This is a genomic window from Streptomyces huiliensis (assembly GCF_020037025.1).
In the GTDB taxonomy this organism is placed as follows: Bacteria; Actinomycetota; Actinomycetes; order Streptomycetales; family Streptomycetaceae; genus Streptomyces; species Streptomyces huiliensis.
The window spans coordinates 1-10,398 of record NZ_JAIQLH010000319.1 but is presented as its reverse complement, the minus strand read 5'-3'; the positions used below and the strand labels follow the sequence as shown (position 1 = coordinate 10,398).

General features: G+C 75.5%; 9 protein-coding genes. 6 read left to right on the top strand and 3 right to left on the bottom strand.

Going from position 1 to position 10,398, the window contains the following annotated elements:
* Positions 1-133: 133 nt before the first annotated feature.
* Complete coding sequence (locus JNW98_RS32210; RefSeq protein WP_223771846.1) at positions 134-1,099, bottom strand: aromatase/cyclase; 966 nt, start codon at positions 1,097-1,099, stop codon at positions 134-136.
* 565 nt (positions 1,100-1,664) lie between these two features.
* On the opposite strand from JNW98_RS32210, the gene JNW98_RS32205 reads away from it, so the two are divergent.
* Complete coding sequence (locus tag JNW98_RS32205) at positions 1,665-2,420, top strand: hypothetical protein (protein ID WP_223771845.1); 756 nt, start codon at positions 1,665-1,667, stop codon at positions 2,418-2,420.
* A 151-nt stretch (positions 2,421-2,571) separates the two neighbouring features.
* Entirely contained in the window at positions 2,572-2,847 is a 276-nt protein-coding gene (locus JNW98_RS32200; RefSeq protein WP_223771844.1) for a hypothetical protein, read from the top strand.
* 25 nt (positions 2,848-2,872) lie between these two features.
* On the opposite strand, the gene JNW98_RS32195 is transcribed toward JNW98_RS32200, so the two are convergent.
* Positions 2,873-3,610: a TetR/AcrR family transcriptional regulator gene (locus JNW98_RS32195; protein ID WP_223771843.1), complete on the bottom strand. Its 738-nt coding sequence runs from the start codon at positions 3,608-3,610 to the stop codon at positions 2,873-2,875.
* Between the two features lie 320 nt (positions 3,611-3,930).
* On the opposite strand from JNW98_RS32195, the gene JNW98_RS32190 reads away from it, so the two are divergent.
* Complete coding sequence (locus tag JNW98_RS32190) at positions 3,931-4,938, top strand: isopenicillin N synthase family dioxygenase (protein ID WP_223771842.1); 1,008 nt, start codon at positions 3,931-3,933, stop codon at positions 4,936-4,938.
* Positions 4,939-4,980: 42 nt separating this feature from the next.
* Here the strand turns inward: JNW98_RS32190 and JNW98_RS32185 are convergent, their stop codons facing one another.
* A complete protein-coding gene (locus JNW98_RS32185) occupies positions 4,981-5,799 on the bottom strand; it encodes a LysR family substrate-binding domain-containing protein (RefSeq protein ID WP_223771841.1) in 819 nt (272 codons plus the stop codon).
* Positions 5,800-5,852: 53 nt separating this feature from the next.
* On the opposite strand from JNW98_RS32185, the gene JNW98_RS32180 reads away from it, so the two are divergent.
* From JNW98_RS32180 to JNW98_RS32170, 3 genes are all read left to right on the top strand, one after another.
* Positions 5,853-6,269 (top strand): DUF5997 family protein, encoded by a 417-nt coding sequence (locus tag JNW98_RS32180; protein WP_223771840.1) that lies wholly within the window; start codon positions 5,853-5,855, stop codon positions 6,267-6,269.
* Between the two features lie 374 nt (positions 6,270-6,643).
* Positions 6,644-7,744 (top strand): mechanosensitive ion channel family protein, encoded by a 1,101-nt coding sequence (locus JNW98_RS32175; RefSeq protein ID WP_223771839.1) that lies wholly within the window; start codon positions 6,644-6,646, stop codon positions 7,742-7,744.
* A gap of 251 nt (positions 7,745-7,995) precedes the next feature.
* Positions 7,996-10,398, top strand: a 2,403-nt coding sequence (locus JNW98_RS32170; protein ID WP_223771838.1) for an AAA family ATPase, incomplete at its 3' end; no start/stop codon positions are given.

Below are 10,398 nucleotides of genomic sequence, written 5' to 3'. Positions count from 1 at the left end.
GGCCCTGGACGGCATCGCCAAGTCCCGCGCCCCCAGGGGCGGGAGCCGGCCCGGCACCCGCCCCGCCCACGCCACCGACCCCTTCACCCCGTCCGCCGTCGCCCACCCCAACTGAGGCCGGTTCCAACGGCGTTCACCGGCTACAGCGCGCCTCCGCGTACTCCTTCGCGTACCGCAGCGTCAGCCGGCTGTCCGCCCGCAGCACGCTCCGGACGGCGTCCTTCGCCTGCGCCACGCCGGCGCCCGCGCCGAGCACCGCGCCGATGGCCGCCGGGTCGACCACCACGGTGTGCCGGGAGGTGGCCGTCACCGTCCCCCCGCACGGCGTGAACACCCAACTGCCCGTGTGCAGGCTGAGCAGCTCGGGCAGCCGCGTCTGCTTGTAGACGATCCGGCGCGGGGGGAAACAGACCCGGACCGTCCCGTTCCGGCCCGCGTCCCGGCCGGTGCCGTCCGCCCGCCCCCAGCCGCGCGGCGTCCGCCCGCACACCCGCGTGGTCGTGGTCAGCACCGTCCCCGCCCCGCCGGCCGACGGCAGCCGCTCCGACCACAGCTGCGCCTCGCGGACGAAGGCGTAGGCGTCGTCGGCCGAACCGGCGATGCGCACGCTGTCCTCGAAGGACAGCAGCAACTCGTGGCCCCGTACGCCCAGTTCTGCGCTGCGGCGCAGCGCCTCCAGCTCGGCCCTGGCCCGGCGCACCACCGTCCGGCCGATCCGGGCCAGCTGCCGCGGATCGTCGTCGACGGCCCGGTACTCGTGCAGCAGCCGGACCCGGCACTCCCGGGCCGAGACCGGTTCGAACTCCCACCGGCCGCCGAGGAAGGCCAGCGGCGGCGCCGGCATCTCCCGCCGGAACCCGATGCACCGCCGGTCCGGCGCCAGGACACGGCGCGAGACGCAGCCGCGCGGCTCGCCGTCCGCGACCGTCCACACCCGGATCACGTCCCGGCGGCCGGTCCGTTCGAGGCAGTCGACGTGCACCAGCGGCGGGAAGACCCGCGGCCAGTCCTCCGCCGCGGCCACCAGCCCGTAGACCCGCTCGACGGGAGCCCGCACGGTCATGGTGTGCTCGGCTCCGCGCCGGTCCTCTCCTGCCATCGTTGTCAGTCTCCTTCGAATCCGGGGGCGCCCGGCGCCCGGCCCGGCCCGCACCGGCGGACCGGGGAGGAACGGGCCGTCCGCCGGCCGCCGGAGTGCCCGTCCGCACGGCCGACGGGCGCACGGGCACGACGGCCCGCGGCTCGGGACAGGGCAGGGGCCGCTTTCGACGCGCGGAAGCCGTCGCGGGCGGTGCACGGGAAGCGGCGCCCACCGCACGGGGCCGCGGCCTTCGGAAGCCGGGGCACGGGCGGCGCCGGCCGGGGCGGGAGGTCTCCTCCGTCCGCGTCCCGGCGCGCAGGGTGCAGGGGCACCAGTGTGGTGGGCATCGTCTTGGCTCGACGATCCCGGTGTCAAGACCACCCTCCCGCGGAGGCGGCCCGTCCGCGGCGCGGCGGCTGCCTCCGGACCACCATCGCCGAGGGGCACGGCTCAGGCCCCGCCGGAACCAGGACCGGGAACAGGGGGAGCGGGACGGGAACGGACCGGTACCGGGGCGGTAACGGGGTCCGGCAGGCTCGGAGCACAGCCGTTCGAGGCGCCTTTCCCACTCCTGGAGCCCCTGATGCCGCACGCCCCTGCCCCGGCCGACGCCAGCCCGGCCCGCCGCCTGATCGAGGACCTCGCCGTCCTGCGGTGGCTGTACGACGAACTGGCCGGCGCCCTCACCCGCTCCCGCAGAGTCGTGGAAAAGGTCAGCGAGCGTGGCTCGCCCGGTATCCCGCTCGACACCCGGGTCCTGGACGCCAGGGCCGACATCCGGACGGTGCTGACCGGATGGGCGGCCCTGGTGCGTGAGGAGCGCGGGGTCGGGGCCCCGGTCCGTGACGCGGCGGCACTGACCGGGTTCCTGGCCCGGCACGCCGACTGGCTGGCGGCGCATCCGGCCGCCGCCGAGCTCACCGCCGAGACCAAGGAGCTGATCCGGGCCGGCTGGGCCGCGCTGTCCGGTCCGCGCGACCGGCACGTCGCCGTCGGCAGCTGCGTCCGGCCGGGGTGCGACGGCCGGCTGGCCGCCCGGCTGGACACCCGTGCCGCCACCGGCGAGGCCGCGATCGTCTGCTCCGCCGACACCGGCCACACCTGGTCGCCGGACGCGTGGCACACGCTGGGCCCCCGCCCCGGCCGGCCCCGGCCGAGCGCGGGCTTCACCGCCCAGGAGATCTCCGTCCGGTGGCGCGTCGCCTCCGGCACCGTCTACTGGCTCGCCAGCACCCACGAATGGGGCCGCCGCAAGGAAGGGCGGCGCGTCCTGTACGACCGGGACGACGTCATCGCCACCATGCGGGACCGCCGCACCGATCCGGCCCTCGCCGGGTAGCGGCCTTTCCGCGCCTCTCCGGCCGTCTCCCTCCGAATGGCCGTCCCTCTTCGAACGGATCGGCCGGGCGAAGCGTTTCCCCGCCCGGCCGGGCTCGTTGAGCGGTGACAGGTCGCCCCAATTCGGAATTCGGAAAGACGGAGAGCGGAGAATGCCTGTGTACCGCATGTACCGCATGAGTGTCGTCCCGGCCGCGGTCGTCGCGATCGGAGCCCTGTCGGCCCTGTCCCTGCCGGCCGTGGCCCAGGCCCGGACGGCGGTCCCGCCGGCCGGACCGGTCGTCCACGTCGTGCCTGCCGACCAGCCCCCCTTCCCCTACGCCGACTGCATCAGCGCCGCGAAGAAGAACGGTGAGAGCGCGGCGCACGCCAAGTGGCACTGCGACGAGCTCGTGAAGAAGGGCTGGGTCAAGCCGCCCAAGCGCTGACGCCCGCACCGGGGCCCGGCCGCCGTCAGCCGGCGGCCGGGCCCCGGCGCGCTCCCATCCCGTCGAGCAGGTACTCCAGGCCCGCCGCGAAGGTGCCGTCCCAGTCGTCGTCGGTGACGTAGCTGTGGGCCGCGACGGTCGGGTACCGGTCGCGCCGCCCGTCGAGGTACGCCTGCCCGGCCCGGGCCTCCTCGGGGGAGAGCCGCAGGCTCGACTGGGCGGCGGTGGCGCCCATCACGTGGTTGTACAGCGCCCACGTCGCGGCGTTCAGCCGGTCCTCGGGCAGCCCGGCCCGGAGCAGCGCCGACTGCAGGAACTCCATCCACGTCAGGAAGTTCGGCCCCAGCAGCGGCCGCCGGCGGGCCGGGAGCCCGGCCGACCAGGGGTGGCGCAGCACGGCCCGCCGCCAGTCGTGCAGCAGCCGCGCGATGTCGTCGCGGGGCCGGTCGGTGTGCCGGCCGGGAACCGGCGTCTCGCCGAAGACGGCGTCGACGGCCAGGTCGACGACGTCGTCCTTCGTCGTCACGTGCCAGTAGAGCGTGGTCGCCCCCGCCCCGAGCCGTTCGGCCAGCCGGCGCATCGTCAGCCGGTCGAAGCCCTCCTCGTCCAGCAGCGCCACGGCCGCCCCGACGATCCGCTCCCGTGTGAGCGGCGCCTCCCCGCTCCTGCCGGCCCGTGCGGGCCGCAGCCAGACGCTCCCCACGCCGCCGCGGTGGGCCCGGCCGCCCTCCGACGCGTGCTCGCTGCCGGTGATGGCCTTCACCTCCCCCTGTACGTCATGTACGTGATCACCTGGAAAAACGCGCACAACGTATCACCCCGGCGGCACGGCCCCCTGGGCCCGGTCCGGGGCGCTTCTCGTCGGGTGTGACCAGGGTGTGAGCACGGTGTGAGCAGGGCGATTCCTGGCCGCGCGGCCTGGGGCGCGCGCGTTCGCCCGGAGGACAACTGGCGTCCGGCGCACGGGGGTTCGGTCTTGTTCGGGTGTTCGACGGCGTAGTACGCTCCCGGCGACTCGACCAATGTTCGAGTTGCTCGATCGATGTGCGAGTCCGCTGCCCGCTCCCCGCAGAGGAGGGTTCCATGGCCATGGACCACGACCCCGACGGTTTCGTCCCGATCATCGACCTGTCGGACCGGCACACCCCGCACGGCCGCGCCGCCGTCGCGGCGGCGATCGGCCGGGCCTGCGAGGAGTCCGGCTTCTACGTCGTCGTCGGCCACGGGGTCCCCCGGGACCTGGTCCGGCGCATGGACGCCGTCACCCGGGACTTCTTCGCGCTCCCGGACGCCGAGAAGGACCGGGTCGCCCACCGCCCCGGCGTCTCGGGGTACCGGCGCGTCGGCGGCACGAGCGCGCACAGCATCGACCGCGCCTCGCCGCCCGACCTGTGTGAGGCGTTCGGCGTCCACGTCACGGGCGACCTGGACGCGGCGGAACGCGCGCGGCTGGGCGACCGGTGGGCCACCTGGACGCTGGCCAACGTCTGGCCGGAGCGCCCGGCCGGCTTCCGCGAGACGTGGCTCGCCTACCTGGCCGCCGTCCGCGACCTGGCCGCCGACCTGATGCGGCTGTCCGCGCTCGCCCTCGGACTGGACGAGGAGTTCTTCGCCGACAAGTTCGACCACGACGGGTCCTCGCTCGCCGCCAACCACTACCGCCCCCGGCCGCGGCACCCCCTGCCCGGCCAGCTGCGCCGCGGCCCGCACACCGACTTCGGCGCGCTGACCGTCCTCCACCAGCAGGACGGCCGCGGCGGGCTGCAGGTGGAGGACACGGCCGGCCGGTGGCGGGACGTGGCCGCCGTCCCGGGGGGCTTCGTCGTCAACATCGGCGACCTGATGGCCCGCTGGACCGGCGGGCGCTGGGTCTCCACCATGCACCGGGTGGTCAACCCGCCGCCCGGGGACACCTCGTCCCGGCTGTCCGTCCCCTTCTTCTACCTGCCCGACCACGACGCCGTCGTGGAGCCCCCGCCGAGCCTGGCCGGGGCCGCGGCCGGGGGCGGGGACGGCCGGGCGTACGAGAGGGTGACGGCCGGGCCGTGGATGTCCGGCAAGCTCCGGAAGCTGTTCGCCGCGGCCGACTGACCAGGGCCGTGGGCGCCGCGCGGTTCCCGGGACGGGGGAGGGTCAGCGGGTCCGGCGGCGCCGGGCGCCGGCGCCGCGCGGGGTGCCGCCGGACTTGCGCGCGGCGGTACCGCCCTTTCCGCCGCTCTTCGCCGCGCCCTTGCCCGTGGACTTCCCGGCGCTCTTCGCCGCGCCCTTCCGGGGCGCGCCGCCGCCCTGGCGGCCGCCGGCCCCCGCCCCGGCGGACCGGCGCTCCTGGGCCGCGGGCGGCTTGGGTCCGCGGGTGCTGTTCGGCGTACGGCCGCGGACGACGCCGATGAAGTGCTCGACGAGGTCCGTGGTCCGCTCCTCGGGCCAGGACAGGGCGACCCGGGACTGCGGGGCGTCGGTCAGCGGCCGGTAGGTGAGGTCCTTGCGGTGGTGGAGCCGGGCGAGGGACTGCGGGACGACGAGGACGCCGATGCCGGCCGCGACCAGCTCGACGGCGTCCGCGGTCGTGGCGGGCCGCTCCAGCGCGGGCCTGCCCGGCAGCCGCTCCCAGGTCAGGGAGTCGTCCAGGGGGTGCAGGACGATCTCGTCGGCGAGGTCGGCGACCGTCGCCTCGTCGACCGCCGTGAGCAGGTGGTCCTTGGGGACGATCACCACGGTGGTCTCGGTGTAGAGAGGGATCGCGCTGAGGTCCGTCCCGTCGACCGGCAGCCGGAGCAGCGCGGCGTCGGCGCCGTCGGCGCGGAGCACGCCGGGCGCCTCGTGCGGGGGCACCGACAGCAGGGTCAGCGGCACCTCGGGCAGGCGGTCGTTCCAGATACGCACCCATTTGTCGGGTGTCACTCCCGGGACGTAGGCGAGCCGGAACGTGGGGGAGTCTTGCGAGCCTGTCACCCGCCCAGGTTACCGGTCACGGAGCGTGCCGATCGCCCCGTACCCTTGGTCGCATGACCACGCACAAAACCGCCCAGACGATGAAGCCCGCGACCGCGGCGAAGAAGCTGGGTGTGTACCTGGAAGCCACCCCCGCCTCGTTCCGGGAGGGTGTGGTCTCCCGCCAGGAGCTGAACGCGCTCCAGGCCGACCCGCCGGAGTGGCTGCGCGACCTGCGGCGCGACGGGCCGCACCCGCGTCCCGTGGTCGCCGCGAAGCTCGGCGTCTCCATCGCGGGCCTGGCCCGGGGCGGCGTCACCGAGGCGCTCACCACCGAGCAGATCGAGGCGCTCAAGGACGAGCGGCCCGAGTGGCTGGAGCGCGAGCGTGCCACGCAGGCCGGGGTCCGCAAGGAGGCGCAGCGCATCAAGGAGCGGGACGCCCAGCGGGCCGCCGACTCCTCGTCCGACGCCGCCGCGCGGCGCTCCTGACGCCGCTCCCTCCTTCTCAGCCGCCGCTCAGGCCCGGCCCGGGATCCGTCCCGGACCGGGCCTGCCGTCTTTCCGCCGCCTCCTCCTTGCCGGCGATTCGGCCATGGCTTCCTCCTGCAATCTGCCCCCCCTCCTGCAATCTGCCCGAATCAGGCCGTCCGGTTTGATGGCTTGTCGTCGGCTATGCCCTGACGGCCGGTCAGGGAGCGGTGCGAGCGTGGTGCAGGATGGCGTTTTGTGCCAGGTCGTGTTTGTGTCCTGGTGCATTGACGATCGCTTGGGACAGGTAGGGACGACGAAGTGACGGTTGGTTATGTCGGACTGCCGACGGCGCGGAGTGCCGCCGGCGCGCGGTCCGGGAACGGAGGGCGCCGGTGACCGGGGACCTGACGCTGCACGACGGGATGGTCGCGGGCATCGCGGTGGCCGCGGGGCTGGTGGCGGCGCTCCTGCTGCGGGTGATCCTGCGGTGGCTCGCCGAACGGGCCCTCCGGACGCGCTGGATCGGGGACGACATCATCGTCGACATCCTGCGCACCCTCGCCCCCTGCGCCGCGGTGGCGGCCGGCGTGGCGGCGGGGGCCGCGGCCCTCCCGCTGAACCACCAGGTGGGGCACACCGTGAACCAGATCCTGGTGGCGGTGGTGATGCTGAGCGCGACGTTCACCGCGGCGCGCGTGATCAGCGGCCTGGTGCGGACGGTGACGCAGTCCCGGTCCGGGGTGGCCGGCTCGGCCACGATATTCGTCAACATCACGCGCATCACGGTCCTGGCGATGGGCTTCCTGGTCATCCTGGAGACCCTCGGCATCTCCATAGCGCCGCTGCTCACCGCCCTCGGCGTGGGCGGTCTGGCCATCGCCCTGGCCATGCGGGACACTCTGGCCAACCTCTTCGCGGGCGTCCACATCCTGGTCTCGAAGACGGTGCAGCCCGGTGACTACATCCGGCTGAGCAGCGGCGAGGAGGGCTACGTCGTCGACATCAACTGGCGCAACACCGTCGTCGAGCAGCTCTCCAACAACCTGGTCATCATCCCCAACGCCCAGCTGGCGGGCACCAACATGACCAACTTCAGCCGGCCGGAGCAGCCGCTCACCGTCACCGTGCAGGTGGGCGTCGGCTACGACAGCGACCTGGAGCACGTGGAGAAGGTCACCAACGAGGTCGTCGCGGACGTGATGCGGGACGTCGAGGGGGCCGTGCCGGACCACGAGCCCGCGGTGCGCTTCCACACCTTCGGCGACTCCCGGATCGGCTTCACCGCGATCCTCGGGGTCGGCGAGTACAGCGACAAGTACCGGATCAAGCACGAGTTCATCAAGCGCCTGCACCAGCGCTACCGGGCCGAGGGCATCCGCATCCCGGCCCCCGCGCGCACAGTTGCCCTGCAGGGCGGCGAGGGCGATGCGCTGATCCCGCACCCGCGTACCCCGTCCGAGGGCGTGAGCGGCCGGGCGGCGTCCCGGTCGTAGCGGACGGTGTCCCGTGACCCCGGCCGCCGCGGACGCGGCCGGGGCCTCTCCGGACCGGACCCGGCTGAATCCGATCGAAAAGGACCATTGAAGCGAGTACAGCGCTCGCTGTACTGTCATCGGACGGGGTAGGTCGTTTCATCGTACGTCGTGATAAACGGCGTGCAATGGGTCGGTCGGGTCATACATCCATGCGGCCGTGCCCCCGCCCTCAGCCGGGACGCGCGGCGGCTTCCGTTCGGGAGGTGCGGATGGCGTCGGTCGGCGCGACCGGTCGGGGGAGCGAACTGGCTCGCCTGACCAGACTGTTCGACGGGGCCCGCACAGGGCGGCCGGTCACCGCCCTGGTCCGGGGCGAACCGGGAGTGGGGAAGTCCGCCGTCCTGGAGGCGGCCGCCGGACTCGCCGCCGCCGCGGGGTTCCGGGTGGCCGCCGGAGACGCGCGCGGCCTGCCCGGCAGGCCGTTCGCCGCCGCCACCTGCCTACTCGACCGGTTACCCGACCCCGGGGCCCGGCCCGGCCCTTTACCGGAGTCCGAGCCCGGCCCGGACCCCCTGGGCGAACTCGTGGAGCGGGCCCGCCGGCAGGCCGCCCACGCCCCCCTGGCCCTCTGCCTGGACGACGCCTCCCACCTCGACCCCGGATCCCTGCGCTGGCTGCTCGCGCTCTCCCACACCATGCCCCCGGCCCGGCTGGTGATCGTGCTGGCGGACCGGGACCTCGCCGCGGCCCCCGAGGCCGAACTCGCCGTCGGCGCCGAATGCCTGGACCTCACCGGCCTGCCGGCGGACGCCGTCGCCGCCTTCGCCGAGACCCGCTGCGGCGTCGCACTCGACACGGACGCCGCCCTGACCTGCCACGAACTCACCGGCGGCAACCCGGCGTTACTGCTGGCCCTGCTGGCCGGCCGGTCGGGGTCCGCGCCCACCGCCGACGACCTGCGGCCCGCCACCGGCGCGGCCGCGCTCCCCGGCGCCGAGCGCTGGCTCGGCGGGCTCACCCGCCCCGCCCTGGAACTGGCCCGGGCCGTCGCCGTCCTCGGTGCCGACGCGGAGATCACCCAGGCCGCCCGGCTCGCCGAACTCGACGTCGGGAAAACGTTGTCGTCCGTCGACGAACTCGTCGGCCGATGTCTGCTCGCCAACCGCACCCCCCTGACGTTCCGCCACCCGCTGCTCGCGACCATGGTCGCCGAGCGGATCCCCGCCGGCACCCGGGCCGCCCTGCACCTGCGGGCGGCCGAACTGCTGCGCGACGGCGGCTTCGGCGCCACCCGGGTGGCCCGGCACCTCGTCGCGGCGGGCCCGCTCGGCCTGAGCTGGACCGTCGAACCCCTGCTGACGGCCGCCCGCCGGCTGGCCCGCGAGGGGCGGAGCAAGGAGGCGGCCCAGCACCTCCGGGGCCTGCTGCGCGAACGGCTGCGGCCCCGGGTGCGGTCGGCCGTCCGCTGCGAACTCGCCCGGCTGGACGGGTTCGTGAACCCCGACCGTGCCATCCGGCTGCTGGACGCCGCCCGGCAGGAGGCCGACGACGCCGGGGTCGCCACCGACTACGCCCTCGACCTCGCCGCGCTGCTCGCCGGATACGGCAGACCGGTCGACGCGGTGGCCGTCCTCGACGACACGGCCGACCGGATCGGCCCGGACGCGCCCGGACAGCGCCGGCGGCTGCGGCTGCACCAGGCGCTGGTCCGCGTGGCCGGCCCGGCCCGGCTGTTCCCCGGCGGCGCACGACTCGACGACCCGCCCGCGGGCGAGACGGACTCCGCGGCGGCCTCCGAGACTCCTGAGGTATCCGAAGCCCCGGACACCGCGGGCCGTCCCGCAGCCCTGCGCGCCGTCCACGCCGTCCGCACCGGCGAGGACCGGACGGACGCCGTCCGGTACGCCCGGGAGGCACTGGCCGCGGGCGGCGAGAGCGGCACGGCCACCGTCCTCTGGTACGGCTGCCGCGCGCTGATCCATGCCGACGAGCTGACCGAAGCGGTGACGTGGTGCGGCCGGTACCGGCCGGTCGGCGGGGCGCGGCCGGGGCGCTGGACGGACGTCGCCGTGGACCTGCTCCGAGCCACCGTCCGCCGGGTCCAGGGCGACCTCCCGGGCGTCACCGAGATGCTGGCGCCCCTCGCCGAACCGCTGTGCGCGGAGCCCGCCGCGTCGCACGTCCTCACCCGGCTCGCCGTCGCCGCCCTGATCGAGGCCGGTGCCACGGCCGGGGACACGGACACCGCGCGGACGCTGCTCACCCGCTGGGGGCTGGACCGCGAACAGCCGCCGCGCCAGGACACCGTGGCGGTGCTGGCCGCCCGCGCGGTGCTCCGGGCCAGGACCGGCGAGGTGCCGGGCGCGGTGGAGGACTGGTACGCGGCCGGCCGGGCCCTGACCGAACTCGGCGTGCGCAACCCGGCGGTCCTGCCCTGGCGTTCCCGGGCGGCCCACCTGCTGGCCGCCGAGGGGGAGACCGCCGAGGCCGCCCGCCTCGCGCGGGCCGAACTCGACGACGCCCGCCGCTGGGGCACGCCCCGGACCGTGGGAACCGCCCTGCACGCCGTCGCCGTGACCGAGGCCGGCCCGCGCCGGATCGACCTCCTCGACGGCGCCGTCGCCCTCCTCGGCCGCTCGCCCGCCCGGCTCGGCGTCGCGGCGGCCCGGCTG

Excerpts from the sequence above, each read along its gene's own strand:
- JNW98_RS32210 (WP_223771846.1), bottom strand. The coding sequence starts at position 1,099 with ATGGCAGGAGAGGACCGGCGCGGAGCCGAGCACACCATGACCGTGCGG.
- JNW98_RS32205 (WP_223771845.1), top strand. The coding sequence starts at position 1,665 with ATGCCGCACGCCCCTGCCCCGGCCGACGCCAGCCCGGCCCGCCGCCTG.
- JNW98_RS32200 (WP_223771844.1), top strand. The coding sequence starts at position 2,572 with ATGCCTGTGTACCGCATGTACCGCATGAGTGTCGTCCCGGCCGCGGTC.
- JNW98_RS32190 (WP_223771842.1), top strand. The coding sequence starts at position 3,931 with ATGGCCATGGACCACGACCCCGACGGTTTCGTCCCGATCATCGACCTG.
- JNW98_RS32180 (WP_223771840.1), top strand. The coding sequence starts at position 5,853 with ATGACCACGCACAAAACCGCCCAGACGATGAAGCCCGCGACCGCGGCG.